11 protein-coding genes are annotated in these 17008 nt (G+C 39.5%); 8 read left to right on the top strand and 3 right to left on the bottom strand.

What is annotated here, in order from left to right:
- Positions 1–1200, bottom strand: a complete 1200-nt coding sequence (locus tag BCU57_RS07125) for an efflux RND transporter periplasmic adaptor subunit (RefSeq protein ID WP_102435464.1) — start codon at positions 1198–1200, stop codon at positions 1–3.
- Positions 1201–1634: 434 nt separating this feature from the next.
- Between BCU57_RS07125 and galE the strand changes: the two genes are divergently transcribed.
- The gene (galE, locus tag BCU57_RS07120) at positions 1635–2663 is read left to right on the top strand and encodes a UDP-glucose 4-epimerase GalE (RefSeq protein WP_102435462.1); all 1029 of its coding nucleotides are present in this window, start codon (positions 1635–1637) and stop codon (positions 2661–2663) included.
- Positions 2664–3159: 496 nt separating this feature from the next.
- Complete coding sequence (locus BCU57_RS07115; RefSeq protein ID WP_102435460.1) at positions 3160–4755, top strand: glycoside hydrolase family 43 protein; 1596 nt, start codon at positions 3160–3162, stop codon at positions 4753–4755.
- Positions 4756–4879: 124 nt separating this feature from the next.
- On the opposite strand, the gene xylA is transcribed toward BCU57_RS07115, so the two are convergent.
- Both xylA and xylB read right to left on the bottom strand, forming a co-directional pair.
- Positions 4880–6199, bottom strand: a complete 1320-nt coding sequence (xylA, locus tag BCU57_RS07110; protein ID WP_102435458.1) for a xylose isomerase — start codon at positions 6197–6199, stop codon at positions 4880–4882.
- 50 nt (positions 6200–6249) lie between these two features.
- Complete coding sequence (gene xylB / locus BCU57_RS07105) at positions 6250–7707, bottom strand: xylulokinase (RefSeq protein WP_102435456.1); 1458 nt, start codon at positions 7705–7707, stop codon at positions 6250–6252.
- A 200-nt stretch (positions 7708–7907) separates the two neighbouring features.
- Between xylB and BCU57_RS07100 the strand changes: the two genes are divergently transcribed.
- From BCU57_RS07100 to BCU57_RS07075, 6 genes are all read left to right on the top strand, one after another.
- Positions 7908–8864: a Gfo/Idh/MocA family protein gene (locus tag BCU57_RS07100; protein WP_102435454.1), complete on the top strand. Its 957-nt coding sequence runs from the start codon at positions 7908–7910 to the stop codon at positions 8862–8864.
- A 113-nt stretch (positions 8865–8977) separates the two neighbouring features.
- On the top strand, positions 8978–10012 hold the full coding sequence (locus BCU57_RS07095) for a LacI family DNA-binding transcriptional regulator (RefSeq protein WP_102435453.1): 1035 nt from the start codon (positions 8978–8980) through the stop codon (positions 10010–10012).
- 297 nt (positions 10013–10309) lie between these two features.
- A complete protein-coding gene (locus BCU57_RS07090) occupies positions 10310–11017 on the top strand; it encodes an NUDIX hydrolase (protein ID WP_372000266.1) in 708 nt (235 codons plus the stop codon).
- A 141-nt stretch (positions 11018–11158) separates the two neighbouring features.
- The gene (locus BCU57_RS07085) at positions 11159–12517 is read left to right on the top strand and encodes an MFS transporter (RefSeq protein ID WP_102435449.1); all 1359 of its coding nucleotides are present in this window, start codon (positions 11159–11161) and stop codon (positions 12515–12517) included.
- A 93-nt stretch (positions 12518–12610) separates the two neighbouring features.
- Positions 12611–13648 (top strand): glycoside hydrolase family 43 protein, encoded by a 1038-nt coding sequence (locus BCU57_RS07080; RefSeq protein WP_102435447.1) that lies wholly within the window; start codon positions 12611–12613, stop codon positions 13646–13648.
- Between the two features lie 315 nt (positions 13649–13963).
- Positions 13964–16993, top strand: coding sequence for a TonB-dependent receptor (locus BCU57_RS07075; protein ID WP_102435445.1), 3030 nt, complete (start codon positions 13964–13966; stop codon positions 16991–16993).
- Positions 16994–17008: the final 15 nt, after the last annotated feature.

The following is a 17008-nucleotide window of genomic DNA, read 5'->3' as shown; positions in this document are numbered from 1 at the left end:
TTATTCCTTATCTTTGATGGCGATTGCTGATTTAATAATGTCGTCACCTTCAATAGCATCTTGCTGGAGAATCTTATCTTCAGGTAACTTTACTGACATGCCTTCAATAGGGTAATCAAGTGCCGAGGTAATAATATTCATCCCATCTTCTAATCCACTTGAAATAATCACGTTACTGCCGTCTTGGCGAATAATATTAACGGGTAAATATCGCAGTTTCATTTCTGCATCCATGACCGCAACTAAACCGTTTACAATCAGGTGGCGGGGAATAATTGCAACGCTGCCAGCTTGTGTGCCACCAATATGTGCTGTGACATAGGTGCCAAAACGTAATTCTTTATGGTTACCTTTAAGTGCATAAGGGTCATTTATTTCAGCGACTAAATAAGTCATACGACTCTTACTATCAATCACACCTTCGCTACGGACAATCGTGCCTTGCCATTGCTGTTTTTCACCGGCGAAGTTACCCACCAAACTTACTTCAGCATTAGCGCCTTTTCTGTCTAGATATTGCATTTCTTTATCTGCAAGTGGCAAACGTACTTCAGCAATTTCAGTGTTATACAAGGTGCCAATTGATGCGCCATTGCCAACATAAGTGCCTAAGCCAATATTACGACTGGCGATTAACGAATCATAAGGTGCTTTAATCACTGAACGTTCTAAATTACGTTGGGCACGATGTAAGCCGGCTTCAGCACTTTTCAACTTAGCGATTTCTTTGGCTAATTGAGGTTTACGTAAACTTAAATCGCTAGGTTTACTATCGGTAATCTCAGCCCATTCACGTTCGGCTACTGCTGCAGTGGCTTTTTCTAGCACTAGGTTTGATTTAGCTGATGCCAGTTCAGCTTGTGCATCAAGTAATGCTGATTCGTAATCACTTGGATCTATTTTGGCGAGTATCTGGCCTTTTTTGACGAAGCCTCCTTTTACAAAGGCTTCTGCAAGGTAGGTGATTTCACCATTCACTTGTGCCACTAATTCAGTTTGATACTTAGGGTTAACAACCCCATAAGAGCTAACCGTAAATGTCATTGGCTTATATTCAATGCTTTGTACTGATACAAGCGGGGTCGTGTCTACTGGTGGTTTTTCTTCGGGTGGTTGCTTCATGGCAACTAACGCCGCTGTTATGGCAATGCCAGAACCTATAATTAAGAAAGGAAATACTTTTTGCATTGTGGTCGCCACGGGACATCCTTTTTGAAGAGATAACACAAACCTTTCGCGCTTGTGTGCAAATGAGTTATCGACATTATATGGAGATGTTAATACAGTTGTTAACTGTAAGTGGTAACAATGTGTAATTTAATGTTTCAAATGTTTCGAGACTGACAGTTTACTTATTACCTATAGCGACAATTGTGCATATAAAGTCCCATTTTTTGATAGTGATTCATAACGTTAAACGAGCTTGTCACATAAGTATTGGCAAGGTTGTAAATGTATACACCGGGTTTAAATGTGAGGCTGGTAAGGAAAAAAATAGGTAATAAAACCACATTCATTAACATATTGTGCTGATTTACGCTCATGAAGCTAATTTTTAATAGTAATTTTGAGTGCTAAGGTTCAAAATCACTGATTATAAATGCTCATTTTTATCTTTCACACAAGGAACAGTAATGAACGTATTAGTTACCGGTGGTGCTGGCTATATCGGCTCACATACAGTGTTATCACTGCTAGAAAACAATTGTAATGTCGTTGTTTTTGATAACCTGTTTAATTCAAATATTGAGTCAATTAAGCGAGTAGAGGCATTAACTGGGAAATCGGTAATTTTTATAGAAGGTGACATTCGTGACAAACAGGCTTTAACCGCAGTTTTTGAGCAATTTGATATTCAAACCGTGATCCATTTTGCAGCCCTTAAAGCGGTCGGTGAATCAGCGCAAATTCCACTTGAGTACTATCAAAATAATGTTCACGGCTCTGTGTGTTTATTGGAAGCCATGGCCGAACATAATGTTCATAACTTTATCTTTAGCTCATCTGCGACCGTTTATGGCGAAGAAAATGATGTGCCTTATGTTGAGACCATGAAGTTAGGTACACCTTCAAGCCCTTATGGGGCAACTAAAGTAATGGTCGAACGGGTGATGGCAGATTTTGCTGTATCAAACAGTAATTTTAGAGGGGTATCATTACGTTACTTTAATCCTATTGGTGCCCATGAAAGCGGCCAAATTGGTGAGTCACCAAAAGGTATTCCTAACAATCTTCTGCCTTATGTTGCTCAAGTTATGGTGGGCAAACGTGACAAGCTAAGTATTTTTGGTGCTGATTATCCAACTAAAGATGGTACCTGTGAACGTGACTATCTTCATGTGATGGATTTGGCTGAGGGTCACGTTGCTGCGATGAACTGGTTAGACAATAATGCCGGCTTTACTGGCGTTGAGGCATTCAACTTAGGTACAGGTAATGGCGTATCGGTTTTCGATATTGTGAAGGCATTTGAACAAGCGGTTGATAAACCCATTCCATATGAAGTCAGTCCAAGACGCGCAGGGGATTTAGCTGCATTTTGGGCCAACGCGCAAAAAGCTAATCAGCAATTGAACTGGCAAGCAAAGCGTAGTTTAGAGCAAATGATGGTCGATACCTGGCGCTGGCAATCAGCTAATCCTAATGGTTATGATCAAGCGTAACGTTAGTCTTAATGTCTCGCAGCATGAGTTGAAAGCGCCTTTATGTGAAAATGAAGGCGTTTATCACACATCTTGGTTAAGTAAATCCCCCTTAAATAATCACAGCAACAATCAGTTAAACGATTACTTAAACAATCATTTCTACGATCAATTCAAACAGAAAGAATGCCTTTAAAAGCTAGTCTGTTGTCGGCACTTTTTCATCAATACTAACGATTTCCATTTTCTTAAATATCAGCAAAAGTCCGACATACACGCCAACCAAATTTAGCCCTAAACCTATCCGTTATATGACACATGTATCATTCAGTAGAGTCTATTAAACAGTAATTATTTAGTTGATATAAAAGCAATTAATATGTCAGTTTTTTGGTGAATGAACATTGAAAAATAAGCTTTTTTAGCAATAACTCCACCTCTAGTGTTAGCGCTAACAACTGTTGTGTGATATAAAATAACTCACTTTTTAACTTTGTCGTTACAAAACAGGTTGCTTATGAGTCAACAAATAAACCCAATTTTACCAGGGTTTCATCCCGACCCCAGTATTGTCAGAGTAGGGGATGACTATTACATTGCCGTGTCGACATTTGAATGGTATCCCGGAGTTCAAATTTTCCATTCTGTGGATTTGGTTAATTGGACATTAGTGAGTAGGCCATTAAATCGGGCTGCACTACTGGATATGACAGGTTGTCCTGACTCCTGTGGTATCTGGGCGCCTTGTTTGAGTTATGCGGAAGGTTTGTTCTATCTCATTTATACCAATGTAAAACGATTTGATGGAAATTTTAAAGATACCCCTAATTATCTAACGACGTGTAGCACCATTGATGGTGAATGGAGTAACCCGGTTTATTTAAATAGCAGTGGTTTTGACCCATCATTATTTCATGATGACGATGGCAGTAAATGGTTAGTTAATATGCTGTGGGATCATCGACCAAATAAACATCCCTTTGCAGGGATAGTATTGCAGCAATATTGCCACAAACAGCAAAAGTTAATTGGCACAGCAGTTAATATATTTGCTGGTAGCCCTCATCGCCTTACAGAAGGGCCACATTTGTATAAGATAAATGATTATTATTATTTATTAACGGCAGAAGGTGGCACTAGTTACGAACATGCTTGCACGTTTGCACGTGCTAAGCACATAGCGGGGCCATATGAGCTTGATCCTAATGTACATGTGCTGACGTCTAAAGATCATCTCGATAAACCCTTACAGCGAACGGGTCATGGTGGGTTAGTACAAACGCCAGAAGGGCAATGGTATTTAACGCATTTGCTGTCTCGACCACTTAAGCTCAATGACGGTAATAAGCGCAGCCCACTAGGACGAGAAACCGGTATTCAAGCATTAATATTACATGATGATGCTTGGTTTAGATTGGCATCGGGTGAAGTGTACGCTGAGGTTAACCCTGTTGGCTTGAGCGTTAAGCCCAATCGAGATTTTTCCCACTATGATGATTTTTCAAACCCGGTATTACCCAGCCATTATCAATGGTTGAGGATTCCAAATCCTGAATGTTTTTATAGTTTAACGGATAAGCCTGGTGTGTTGACATTATACGGAAAACATTCTGTAGGTAGTACGTTTAAACAAGCGCTTATTGCGAGAAGGCAACAACATTTATCCTATGTGGCACAAACGCAATTACGCTTTACACCGACGAGTTTTCAACAACAAGCAGGGTTAATTTGCTATTACAATGCGCATAAGTTTCATTATTTGTATGTGTCATATGATGATGACAAAGGCGTACATATCGATGTCATGAGCTGTTTGGGTGATGAATCATTAAAAGCAGACTTTCCCATTTATCAACAACGGGTGCCAATTAGCAGCGAGACTATGAGTCTTAGGGCTGAAGTTGATAATGAGCTGCTGACCTTTAGCTATTCGGTCGAGAAGGACGTGTGGTTACCCATCTGTGAATTAGATTACAGTGTTATTTCTGATGAAGCAGGAAAGGGTGAAGGCGCTAATTTTACTGGTGCATTTATTGGGATGTGTTGCCAAGATTTAACTGGCGCAAATATTGCGGCTGAGTTTAACTATTTTGATTATCAAGAAAAGCATTAGCGATTTAACTCTTACTATTTAACACTTAACAAGTCAGCGTTAGAAAAATAGGCCATCTTAATATTAAGATGGCCTATTTTTTATTCATTTAAACCTCAAAATAGGGGCTTGATAGAATTCAATGTTAAATATAGCGATTAACCACATTTTCAAGTAATTCTTGGCGTCCAGAAACCGATGTAGGATTGATATTCTGTTCATGGACGACTTTCGCTAAGCTTTCTAGGCTATGTTGTCCATCAAAAATATCTTTACCTAGGCCTTTATTCCAGCCGGCATAACGTTGCTCTACAAATGAAGATAACGGTGCATCTTCAATAAGTTGTGCAGCATTAAGCAGAGATTTAGCCATGGTATCCATGCCACCAATGTGACCATGGAATAAATCATCATTTTCACATGACTGACGACGAAGTTTAGTGTCGAAATTTAATCCGCCAGTAGTAAAACCACCCGATTTTAAAATTTCATACATTACTAAGGTACATTCAGCGACATCGTTAGGGTATTGGTCTGTGTCCCAGCCATTTTGCATGTCACCACGGTTAGCATCGATACTGCCCATAATGCCTTCAGCACATGCGACAGCAACTTCATGATGGAAGCTGTGGCCTGCTAATGTTGCATGATTTGCTTCGATGTTTACTTTGATTTCGTCCTGTAAACCGTGTTTGTGTAGGAAGCCCGCTACGGTTGCTGTGTCATAATCATATTGATGCTTAGTCGGTTCTTGAGGCTTAGGCTCGATTAACAAAGTGCCTTTAAAACCAATTTTATGTTTATGTTCTACTACCATTTTTAAAAAGCGTGCGTACTGTTCGCTTTCTTGCTTTAAGTTAGTATTCAGTAGTGAATCATACCCTTCACGGCCGCCCCATAACACGTAGTTTTCACCACCTAAACGGTTAGTCACTTCCATTGCGTGTTTCACTTGAGCTGCGCCATAGGCAAACACTTCAGGGTTTGGATTGGTTGCACCACCAGCACAAAAACGTTTATTTGAAAACAGATTAGCAGTACCCCAAAGTAATTTAACGCCAGTGCGTTGCATTTCTTTTTCTAGAATGTCTGCAATGTGGTTTACGTTAGCATGGCTTTCTTTTAACGTTGCGCCTTCAGGAGCAATATCAGTGTCGTGAAAGCAAAAATAGGGTACACCAAGCTTTTCAAAAAATTCGAATGCAACCTTGGCTTTTTGTTCAGCTAGAGCCAGTTGATCACCTACAGGTTGGATCCAAGGGCGATCGAAGGTACCTTCACCAAAAATATCAAAACCCGTTGAACAGAAGTTATGCCAGTAACAAGCGGCAAAACGCAAATGTTGTTTCATTGTTTTACCAAGAACGACACGATTTTCGTCGTAGTAACGAAATGCTAAAGGGTTTTTACTGGCTTCGCCTTCGTATTTGATTTTTTCGATATTATTAAAAAATTGTTCGCTCATGTTGACTCCGTTTCTTTTAGTTAATTTAATACTATTTAAGGGTTTAATTATTAAAATAGATGTTTGGTTGCTTGGTATAAGGCTTTAAATTTTTGATATTGATCGGCGTAATAAACTTGCATTTCAGGGTTAGGTAATACCAGGTGTTCAAGCTTGCCACTGGTGCAGATTGATTCAAGAGGACTCTGTTCTACAGCAATTCTTGCTAACCTTGCTGCGCCATATGCCGGTCCGACTTCACCGCCTTCACGGTATGAAAGTGAACGGTTCAATACGCTAGCAAGAATATCTCCCCATAATCGACTTTTTGAACCACCGCCAATAACCGTAATTTCATCAATGGTTGCACCCGCATCTAGTAACACCTGTTGACCATCAGCAAAAGCAAATGCCACACCTTCTAATACTGCGCGGCCAAGGCTGGCAGCAGTGGTGTTATGGTCTAAACCAAAGAAAACGCCTTTGGCATTGGGGTTATTGTGCGGGGTTCGTTCACCAGAAAGGTAAGGTAAAAACAACACTGAGTTTGGCTGACTAAAATCACATTTAGCGATTTGTTCTAGTAGGGCTGATTCATTGCCATAACCTGTTAGTTTTGTCACCCAACTCAAACAACTTGCCGCGCTTAATACCACCGACATTTGATGCCAGGTATCACTCAAACAGTGACAAAAAGTATGGGCAGCGTTATCTGGATTAGGTAAATATTGCTCATTTGCAACAAAATAAACGCCAGACGTGCCTAGAGATAAAAATGCTTGGTTTGGCTTAATCACGCCGATACCAATTGCGCCAGCGGCATTGTCACCCGCGCCAGCAACAACAGGCACAGAATCCATGCCCCATAAACTGGCAATATTCGGGCTTAACTTGCCTGTTATATCTGTGCCTTCAAATAGCTGCGGCATATGTTCAATGCTTAAAGAAGTTGCCGTTAGCATCGCTTCAGACCAGCAACGATTCTTGACATCTAACCACAGGGTACCTGCGGAGTCAGACATGTCTGATGCAAAATCCCCAGTCATTTTGAAACGTAAAAAATCTTTAGGTAATAATACCTTGGATACTTTGTTAAAGTTTTCAGGTTCATGCTCTTTTACCCATAACAACTTTGGTGCAGTAAAGCCTGGCATCGCAATGTTACCGGTAATATTACGCGAGTTGGGTTCATTTTCTTCTAAGGTTTTACATTGAATTTCGCTTCGACCATCATTCCATAATATCGCCGGACGAATAACTTGGTTGTCGCTATCTAGTAAAGTCGCCCCATGCATTTGACCTGACAAACCAATAGACTTAATCGCTTTGAGTAATTCAGGCTTTTGGGTTTTAAGCTCTGCCATCGCTGAACAGGTAGCTTGCCACCAATGATTTGGATCTTGTTCTGACCATTGGTCGTGGGGACGAGATATTGTCAGTGCTGAACTGGCTTGTGCTAACAACTGATCATTATTGTCTAAGATAATGACCTTCACACAAGAGGTTCCTAAGTCTATTCCAAGGTACATAATTCTATCCGTTGTTATGAGTTTCTATTTTTTGTTAGCGCTAACATTATCATTGAGTTTTAAATCTATCAAGTGTATTTTGTTTCATTAATGTTAACTTTGGTTGGCTGTTAATCGAGTTAATAGCAGATAGCGCAGGTTTTACAGCGCGATAAATCGCTTTTGATAAGGCAATTTGATGAATATAAAGGGAGTAAAGTATGGCCAAGCTAAATTGGGGGATTGTTAGCGCAGGAAGGATTGCAGCTTTATTTTGTCAGGACTTAGTCTTTTCTGAGAATAGCCATTTATATGCGGTAGCAGCCAGAAAGCAAACTGATGCCGATGAATTTGCCAAGCAATACCAGGTTGAAAAAGCGTATCAAGGCTACCAAGCATTATTTGATGATCCAAAGGTTGATATTGTGTATATCGGCACCCCACATAATTTTCACTTTCAACAAGCCTTCGATGCGTTGACTGCTGGAAAGCATGTACTGTGCGAAAAACCGATGACAGTTTCAACAGAGCAATGCCAAATTTTGGTCACCTTAGCCCAAGATAAAGGCTTGCTGCTGATGGAAGCCTTATGGACTTACTTTTTACCTGCGATGCAACAAGCTAAGCAATGGTTAAATGATGGCCGAATTGGCAAGCTTAAGCACATTAAAGTTGATTTTGGTTATCCCGTGCCGTTTAACCCAGATGGCCGAGAATATAATGCTGAATTGGCGGGTGGTTGTTTATTGGATATGGGAATTTATCCCTTGGCAATTGCAGATTACTTCCTACAGTCTGATATCGATAATCTCTATGTTCAAGCACATGTCTGCGAAACAGGTGTGGAAGATGATGTCATCATTATTGGCAAAAGCGATGATGTGATGGTCAGTCTTGCAACCTCATTTCAATGTCGATTGGGTAATAATGCTTATCTTATTGGCGATAAGGGTTACATCTTGATCCCTGATGCATTTAGAGCGAAAGAATGTCATTTATTTCATCTTGATGATTTAATCGAAAGTTTTAGTGATGATAGACAATCATTAGGTTATCACTTTGAGGCAGATGAAGCATGCCGACTGATTAAGCAGGGCAAGGCTGAAAGTGCAGTGGTTACCCATCAACATAGCTTATTGTTTCAAGTACAGTTAGCCAAGGTTAAGGCGCTTATTTAAGGCTTAAGGTTAGTGTTTCTGTATCATTAAGTTTTTTAATATTAACGATATATTTATGAAGTACGTGAGTAGCTGTTTATATTTTTGACCTGATAATGATGAGTAGGCAAGTTATGGGTAAGGTAAAAAAAGCACGCATACAGGATGTCGCATTAGCAGCTGGTGTCTCAATGATGACAGTATCGCGGGTTTTAAACCAAGATCCTAACGTCAGTGATAATACTCGCAGTAAAGTGCTAGCTGTGGCTAAGCAGTTACACTATCGACCTAATGAATCTGCACGTCGATTAGCCAGTAATAAATCCTATTTACTCGGGTTAATATATGACAATCCAAGTGATGCCTATATTAGCCAGTTTTTGTTAAGTGCATTGAAAAACTGTCGTGCTAAAGGGTTTCACCTCGTGGTAGATGAAGCAGACAATAACCTTGATATAACACTGCAATCAGTAAATGATCTGATTAACGAAACCAAAGTGGATGGAATAATTTTACTGCCTCCGGTTTGTGACCAAAAGGAAATAATTGATTGTTTACAACGGGCTAATGTTCCGTTTGTAAGAGTCGCGCCGGATAGTCAATTAACTGTTTCACCCTATATTTGTATGGACGACTATCAAGCCGCTTTTGATTTAACGGAAACACTAATAAAACAAGGTCATCATAAAATTGGCCATATTATTGGTGATCCGAAGCAAGGGGTTAGTCGTTTACGCTATCAAGGTTATTTAGATGCACTGCGTTCAAATAGAATAAATACCCCACCGGAATACATAGAGCAAGGTTGCTTTAGCTATCAATCTGGAATGTTAGCTGCGAAGAAAATGTTGTCGTTAACTGATAAACCTAGCGCTATCTTTGCAGCTAATGATGATATGGCTGCCGCAGTCATATCAATTGCCCAAAACCAAGGGCTGAATGTCCCTAATGACTTATCTGTTGTCGGTTTTGATGATACAACGCTTGCTACGATTGTATGGCCAAACATCACTACGGTTAGGCAACCTATCAATGACATGGCCAAGTTAGCGGTGAGTTTATTTACCGCTAATAAAAATAAAGACTTTTCTGATCTAAAAGGCACTCAACTACGCAACATTCTAGACTTTACTATTATCCAAAGAGAGTCGAGTAAAGCGAACACGTAAACGACTAAAAGTGTTAATAAACTGGTTTTAACAATACTCACATCAAAAATTTGGAGGCATAAACACACGTTTACACTTGGGTGTTTATGCACTCAACATTTAACTTTTCAGTCTCTCAAAGTATAAATTGAAATTGTATCAGTCATTTACAATTATGATTTTGATGAGTAAAGTGTTTTATAAATTTCTGTTGTGTATGACTTTAGAATAGGGTGTTTAGCTAGCTATTGACTGCTACATCCCCTCAAGTTGTATCACATTGCTTGCTCTATTATTTGGATACCCCCCGTGAACTTTATAAACGAAGTTATTAATGAAGAAACGATTCCAGCTGATTGTATTAGTAACTTAACCGTTGATAATCTTATTTTTACCCTGCATGAAGGTAAGCTAAAAGTATTGCTCGTTAAATACAATCAAGGGCTTGCAACTAACCAGTGGGGGCTCGTTGGACACTGGGTACGCAGTAATGAGAATCTTGAAACGGCGGCATCTCGCGTCGTTAAAAATACCACGGGTGTCGAAAACTTGTACTTAGATCAGCTAGGTGCATTTGGTGATGTTGACCGTTATCCTGCCAGACGTATTATTACCATTGCTTTTTATTCATTAGTGCGTTTTGATGACACTGATTTAGCTCATGGTGCCAATGCTATTGAGTGTGAATGGTTTGATGTGAGACAAGTCCCTAAATTAATGTTTGATCATGGCAACATTCTCGCCAGCTGCTTAAATCATTTAAAATACAAAGTAAGACATGAACCCTTAGGTTTCAGTCTATTACCTGAGAAGTTCACTTTATTACAACTGCAAGAATTGTATGAATCTATATTGGGTTTAACCTTAGACAAACCTAACTTTCGTCGAAAAATTTTAAAGATGGATTTATTGATAGATTGCAAAGAAAAACAACGTAATGTGGCACATCGCGCTGCCGCATTGTACCGTTTTGACATTGATGTTTATGAAAAGCTGACGCAATTCGGTTATACCTTTGAATACTAAAACATAAGTTTTGCTACCCCATCAAAGACAGCAATCGCTGTCTTTTTTTACACCCTGTTAATAATTACCTAAAGCTGTTTACAATGTTAATTAATTGATATAGTGTTTGTGACTATAACCTTTAATTGGAATGTAATGGTAATGGAAAAGACGAATAAGAAACTCACCATTAAAGAAAAGCTTGGCTATGGCCTAGGAGACACTGCAAGTAACATCGTGTTTCAAATGGTCGCCAACTTTATGTTGATTTTCTATACCGATGTTTATGGTCTCTCAGCTGCAGCAGCCGGAACCTTATTGTTATCGGTTAGGCTTTTTGACGGATTAACTGACCCTATCATGGGCGGTCTAGCAGATAGAACTCGTACTCGTTGGGGCTCATACCGTCCATACATTCTAATGTTAGCAGTACCTTATGGCGTTTTAGCCTGCTTAGCGTTTATCACCCCTGATTTTGATAGTACGGGTAAGTTGATTTATGCCTACGTGACTTATGGGCTGCTAATGACATGTTACACGGCAATTAACATTCCATATGGTGCTTTAGGTGGGGTGATGGCTTCAGATCCTAAAGAAAGGACCTCTTTACAATCTTTTAGATTTGCCATGGCGATGGCTGCGCTGGTGGTTATTGTTTGGGCAATACCAAGGTTAGTCGAATATTTTGGTCAAGGGAATGATGCTGTAGGTTATCCATTAGCAATGATTTTCATGGGGACATTAGCCGCTATCTGTTTCTTAATGTGTTTTGCAATGACCAAAGAAACACTCACTAACACGGATGCGAGTAAACGCTCGACTCAGAGTATTTTTAAAGATTTCTTTCAGTTATTTAAAAATGATCAATGGTTAGTCATTGCCATTATTAGTCTAGCGACGTTAATTCTTATCGGTATTCGAGCATCTGTTGCACCGCATTATATTAAATATTACATCGGTGATGAATCGCTGCTATCGAATTTTTTAACATTGGCAGCAGTGGGTTCAGTACTTGGTGCGATATCGACTAATTTCCTGTCTAAGTTTATTGAGAAAAAGATCCTGTTTCAGGTGGCATTAGTGGTAGTGATAATTTCACATTCATTATTTTATGTCATAGGCAGTGACCAAATAGCACTTATCTTTATTGCTTACTTCATCGCCAACTTTGCCCATATGATCATAACGCCCATTATGTTTTCAATGGTTGCTGACACTGTTGATTACGGCGTTGAGAAAATGGGTAAACGTTTAACGGCTATCACTTTTTCAGGGCATTTGTTAGCCATTAAATTTGGGTTTGCTATTGGTGGCGCATTAGCTGGTTGGATATTGTCTGCGTATGACTATGTCCCTAATGAAGTACAAACTGAACATACATTGTCAGGCATTTTATTGGCCTTTGCCGGAATACCTATTGCGTGCACCATCATCTGTTTATTTGTCATTAGTAAATATCGTTTAACAGAAATGGAAGTTAAAAAAATTCAATTAAATCTACTTGAAACAAAATGCAGCTAGTTACTTTTAATTATTGAAAATTGTTAATTTAAAAGTATTCGTTGAAATCTTGGTGTTGTATTGGGTGCTAAGGTTAAATAGAAAAGGGAAACCATGATTAATAAAGAAGTAAGTGATGCTGAAAGGAAGCAGCAATTGGATATTGAAAATGCTCATTCATTTAAACAGAAGGATGAACCATTAGTATCTCATATATATACAGCCGATCCTTCTGCTCATGTGTTTGAGGATAAAATATATATCTATCCTTCACATGATATAGAAACTGATACTCAAATTAATGACGATGGCGATCATTTTGCCATGAAAGATTATCATGTTTTATCTATTGATAATGATACTAATGACGTGATTGATCATGGTGTTGCTTTGAGTGTAGAAAATGTTAAGTGGGCGAGTAAGCAAATGTGGGCGCCAGATGCTGCTCATAAAAATGGCGCTTATTATTTTTATTTTCCGGCTCGTGATTTACAAGGTATTTTTAGAATTGGCGTAGCAACAAGCCATTCACCAGCAGGCCCCTTTGTTGCTGAAGATAATTATATTGAAGGTTCATTTAGTATAGACCCGGCTGTTTTTGAAGATGATGATGGCAGTTATTACTTATATTTTGGTGGTTTATGGGGCGGGCAATTACAAAATTGGCATGAAGGCCAGTTTAGTCTGCAAGACAGTTACCCTGAAGATGAGCAAGCTGCATTGCCAGCCAAAATGGCAAAGTTATCAGATGATATGTTGTCTTTAGCCGAAGAGGTTCAAGACATCGTTATTGTCGATGAAAAGGGTCATCCAATCACCACAGCTGATAACCAACGTCGTTTCTTTGAAGCGTCTTGGGTACATAAACATAGTGGGAAATATTATTTTTCATACTCTACTGGAGATACCCATAATATTGCTTATGGTATTGGTGATAATCCTTATGGGCCATTTGTATATCAAGGTGTGATATTAAATCCCGTTTTAGGTTGGACTAACCATCATTCAATTGTGGAGCATCAAGGAAAGTGGTTTTTATTCTACCATGATGCCAGTTTATCGTCGGGTCAAACACATTTGCGTTGTGTGAAAAAAACACAATTACACCATGATTCAGACGGTCAAATAATAACCATAACAGCATATGAGTAATGCTTTGTATAAAGCGGGATAGCAACATTTTTATTTGTCTAAATAAGTTATGGTCAATTTGACCAGTAGATTTAAATAATACAGGTAAAGATTAACGAAAAGTTTACACATTTAAATACGCAATAATGAGCAGAGAATCGACAAACTATAGCTTTATATTGAATTTAACGATTTAATAACATACGAATCGATTGCAGTCTTTGTTAGTACTCTTTATTGGATTTTTAAATCAAACGGTTAGTTACTTCTGGGGAGTAATTAATTGAAAAAGGAGTCATTGCCATTTTGGCAATAACGAAGCGAGGGGAGAATGAGATGTTTAATAAAAAGATAATAGCCACTTCAATTCTAGCAGGATTAAGTTCAATGTCTGCGACACATAGCAGTTATGCTGCAGAAGCAGCTGATGACGTCGAAGTGATTCAAGTGACAGGTATTCGTGGCAGTTTAATCCGTTCAATGGATCTAAAACGCGAAGCCGAAGGTGTTGTTGATGCCATTTCTGCAGAAGATATTGGTAAATTTCCGGATACTAACTTAGCGGAGTCACTGCAACGTATTACTGGTGTTTCTATTGACCGTTCTAACGGTGAAGGTAGTACTGTGACTGTGCGTGGTTTTGGCTCGGCACAAAATCTTATCACCTTAAATGGACGACAGTTACCTAATACTACAGGGAGTCGTACGTTTGATTTTGCCAATGTCGCTGCCGAAAGTGTATCCGGTGTTGAAGTTTATAAAACCTCTGATGCCAGCATTACTACTGGTGGTATTGGTGCAACGATTAATTTAAGTACTTATAAACCACTAGATGCACCCGGTCTAACAGCCAGTCTTTCAGGTAAAGCTGTAGATGATGCTTCGACTGAAACAGGTGGGGTTACTCCTGAGTTTAGCGGTTTATATTCACAAACTTTTGCTGATGATACTTTTGGTATTGCTATTTCAGGTAGTTATCAAGAACGTGAAAGTGGTATGAAACAGTTTTTAGCCGATCAAGGCTATCGTGCCAGTGACGCTAGCAACACAGGTTGGGGCGGCGTACCAGCAGGTGCTGAAGGCGGAACTAATCGTCCAACTATGGGTATTTACTCAAACCCACAACAGCCACGCTATGTCATGGAAGAACGTCAACGCGAACGTATCAATGGCCAATTAACATTACAATATCGTCCAATTGAAAACTTTACCGCAACCCTTGATTACACCACTTTTAGAAATACTATTGAAGAACAACATACTGATGCTTCAGTTTGGTTTAACTATGCTGGCGATCGCAGTGAATCGGTTTGGACGGGTGAGCCCAATGCTGTGCCATTAATTTATTCTGAAATTTATGACATCAACAGCCCTGGTGATTTAAAAGATACTTCATTAACTGTAGGTGCTTGGGGTCGTGAAGAGGTTACTGATTCAATTGGCTTAAACCTTGATTGGCAGGTAACAGAAGATTTAGTGTTAACGCTAGATCATCATAGCTCTAAAGCCAACATGAAAGCGTCGGATCCACGTCACGGTACTCGTAACAACGTGCAATTACCGTCATATACGCGTAGCCGTACCGGCCTTGATTTAACGGGCAGTTTACCGGGCATTGCTGTAGGCGATATCGAAAACTTTAACCCTAGTACCATGCGTTTATCAGGAAGTTGGTTTGCCAATGACAAATACACGTCAGAAATTGATCAAACTCAATTAGATGGTAAATACCATTTTAACAGTGATTTAAGTATTGATTTTGGTGTTTCGCTTAACACTGTGAATAACCGCTATCGTCATACTCAAGTGCAACGCCCAGATTGGGGGGGCGTCGGTGAAGAAGGTGACTTCGAGGATATTAATTGGACTGAAGATACCATCCTAGACAAATTTGATGATACAGGTACCGCTGGTGATTTTGAAGGTACTCCAACCCAAAGTGATTACGATTTATTTAATCGTATTTTCTTTGCTGACTTTGATGAGATCATCAGTGCTGCAGAATATGCCGATCCTATCGCTAATGTTGATGGTCTATATGGTGATTGTAAGGCCGCCTCTGGCGCTGCTGCAGGTCCTAATGGAGAAGGCCAATTCTGTGCTTCGACGAATTGGGATGCTGATACCAACCGCTTTACTGAAGAAGAAACCACCGCAGCATACATTCAAGCTAATTTCTTAGGTGAAATGTTTGATATGCCATATAGCGTACATGTCGGTCTACGTTATGAACAAACTGATGTAGTCTCGACAGCTTCGGCGCCGGGTTATAGCCGCGTTGAATGGAACGAAGACACATCCACCTCTATCACGGGGCAAACAGGTATTGAAACTCTAAAGCAAAGTGCTGACTACGATATTTTCTTACCAAACATTAACTTTAACTTAGATGTGACCGAAGATGTACGCGTTCGCGCAGCAGTAGGTAAAACAATTTCACGTGCGGGTTATAACTCGCTGTTAGGTGGAACGACCATTAATACGGGTGGTAATTTAAGTGGGTACTCTGGCAGTTCAGGGAATCCTGGCTTAGAACCATTAGAGTCAATTAACTATGACTTGTCTGCAGAGTGGTATTACGATGCGGGTAGTTATGCTTCTTTGGGTTATTTCAGAAAGGACGTGTCTAACTGGATTAGCTATGGCTCTACACAGTCTAATATTTTCAATCTATCTAACCCTTTGAGTGGTGATAAATTTAATGCGGCAGTGGCAGCTTTAGGTGCTAACGCATCAAATGAGCAAATTCGTACTTATATTTTTGAAAATTATGCAGATGATCCAAACGTAACACCAAATTTTGATGATGATGGCTTGTTAGATGGCGGTACGATTGCTGGCGACCCATTAACAGATGATGAAGTCGTATTTGACTTAAATGTGCCTATTAATGGTGACACAGAACATACCATCGATGGCATTGAGTTTAATGTACAACACTTATTTGGTGAAACGGGTTTCGGCGGTATTGTAAACTACACCATGGTAGATTCAGATTTACAATATGATGATAGTTCACTTGAAGATACTGAAGCATTAGTGGGCTTAAGTGATACTGCAAACTTAGTGTTATTTTACGATAACTACGGTGTGCAGGCGCGTATTGCTTATAACTGGCGTGATGAGTTCTTGTCAGATAAACGCGTTAATGGCGATTTAACCACGCCTATCTACACTGAAGAATATTATCAAATTGACTTCAGTATCAGTTATGACATTCCAGCAGTTGAAGGACTTACCGTCTTTGCTGAAGGGATAAACATTACTGAAGAAGTGGTTCGTAAGCATGGCCGTCAAAGCCAATTAGTGTTTGAAACAACACAAACAGGTGCGCGATATGGATTAGGGGTTCGCTATACGTTCTAGTAGCGAGCTGTAAAT

It is taken from the genome of Shewanella sp. 10N.286.48.B5 (assembly GCF_002874355.2).
GTDB lineage: Bacteria > Pseudomonadota > Gammaproteobacteria > Enterobacterales > Shewanellaceae > Shewanella.
The sequence above is the reverse complement of the archived record's forward strand: the minus strand, read 5'-3'. Positions and strand labels throughout refer to the sequence as shown.

Excerpts from the sequence above, each read along its gene's own strand:
- galE (WP_102435462.1), top strand. The coding sequence starts at position 1,635 with ATGAACGTATTAGTTACCGGTGGTGCTGGCTATATCGGCTCACATACA.
- BCU57_RS07115 (WP_102435460.1), top strand. The coding sequence starts at position 3,160 with ATGAGTCAACAAATAAACCCAATTTTACCAGGGTTTCATCCCGACCCC.
- xylA (WP_102435458.1), bottom strand. The coding sequence starts at position 6,199 with ATGAGCGAACAATTTTTTAATAATATCGAAAAAATCAAATACGAAGGC.
- xylB (WP_102435456.1), bottom strand. The coding sequence starts at position 7,707 with ATGTACCTTGGAATAGACTTAGGAACCTCTTGTGTGAAGGTCATTATC.
- BCU57_RS07100 (WP_102435454.1), top strand. The coding sequence starts at position 7,908 with ATGGCCAAGCTAAATTGGGGGATTGTTAGCGCAGGAAGGATTGCAGCT.
- BCU57_RS07095 (WP_102435453.1), top strand. The coding sequence starts at position 8,978 with ATGGGTAAGGTAAAAAAAGCACGCATACAGGATGTCGCATTAGCAGCT.
- BCU57_RS07085 (WP_102435449.1), top strand. The coding sequence starts at position 11,159 with ATGGAAAAGACGAATAAGAAACTCACCATTAAAGAAAAGCTTGGCTAT.
- BCU57_RS07080 (WP_102435447.1), top strand. The coding sequence starts at position 12,611 with ATGATTAATAAAGAAGTAAGTGATGCTGAAAGGAAGCAGCAATTGGAT.
- BCU57_RS07075 (WP_102435445.1), top strand. The coding sequence starts at position 13,964 with ATGTTTAATAAAAAGATAATAGCCACTTCAATTCTAGCAGGATTAAGT.